The 1370-nt window shown below is 78.3% G+C and carries 1 pseudogene; it reads left to right on the top strand.

From position 1 onward, the window contains the following. Positions 1 to 647: 647 nt before the first annotated feature. Positions 648 to 1370, top strand: a pseudogene (locus D0D15_RS35730) (hypothetical protein); the annotation flags it as partial.

Here is a 1370-nt window from a genome sequence, read left to right as displayed (position 1 = left end):
GGGCCGCCCAGGGCGCCCCGTTCCAAGGCGGCGGCCCTGTCCAAGGCGGGCCAAACCGTCCGCCCCAGGGCGGCCCCGGGCAGGGCACCCCGTTCCAGGGCGGCCCGGCGCAGCCACCCCAAGGCAGCCCCACGCAGGGCGGCCCGGCCCGGCCACCCCAAGGCGCACCCTTCCAAGGCGGCCCTACACAAGGCGGCCCGGTGCAGAGCGCTCCCTTCCAAGGCGGCCCGAACCGGCCACCCCAGGGCGGACCCGGGCAGGGCACCCCGTTCCAGGGCGGCCCGGCGCAGCCACCCCAGGGCGGCCCCGTCCAGGGCGGGGCGAACCGTCCGCCGCAAGGCGGTCCGGTCCAGGGTGGGCCGTTCCAAGGGCAGCCGCCGCAGGGCGGTCGTCCGCCGGTGGGCGGTTACGGCAACACGCCACCCGAGGGCCCGCGGGGCCCGATGGGTGCGCCGCCGAACGGTGGTCCGCCGCGACCGCCCCAGGGTGGCTATGGTCCGCCGCAGCAGCAGCAACCGCCGCGAGGTGGGCAGCCGCCGGCGTACGGGCCTCCGACGCCACGCTCGCCGCAGGGTGGGTACGGCCCGCCGCCGCAGCAGCAGCCGCCGCAGGGTGGCCGTCCCGGCGCGCCCGTCGATCCGCGCTGGATGCTGGCGCGCCCGCCGGAGCAGCCGGCGCCGGTCCACCAGGCGGGTCCGCCCGCCGAGACGCCGGCACCCCAGCCCACACCGGGCGACACGGCGCTGCCCGCCGAGCGGACCCCCGAAGCACAGCAGACGCCCGCGACCGACCGCGGCCCTCTCGACACGGACCCGCGCCGCGAGGAGGCACCCGCCACCGAGCGCAGCCCGTTCGACCCCGCGCAAGACACGGCGGCCACCCCTGCCCGCGAGGAGACACCCACCTCGGAACGGACCCCGTTCGACCCGGCGCAGGACACCGCCACCCCAGCGCGCGAGGAGACACCCACCTCGGAACGCAGCCCGTTCGACCCGGCGGAAGACACCGCCACCCCACGCCGCGACGAAACACCCACCACCGAGCGCAACCCCTTCGACCCGGCCGAGGACGCCCCGGCCCCGCCTCGCGACGAGGCGCCCACCTCCGAACGCAGCCCGTTCGACCCCGCGGAAGACACCGCCACCCCACGCCGCGACGAAACACCCACCACCGAGCGCAACCCCTTCGACCCGGCCGAGGACGCCCCGGCCCCGCCTCGCGACGAGGCGCCCCCCACCGATCAGCGCCCGCCCCACCAGGACAGCGCACCCCAACCGGACCGGGCTCCCGACGACGCGACGCCCCAGCGCGACCGTCCGGTGGCCGACGAGCCGTACATCGCGGACCCGAACTTCCGCACCCACGACCGC

It is taken from the genome of Amycolatopsis thermalba, assembly GCF_003385215.1.
GTDB classification, from domain to species: Bacteria; Actinomycetota; Actinomycetes; order Mycobacteriales; family Pseudonocardiaceae; genus Amycolatopsis_E; species Amycolatopsis_E thermalba.
The sequence above is the reverse complement of the archived record's forward strand: the minus strand, read 5'-3'. Positions and strand labels throughout refer to the sequence as shown.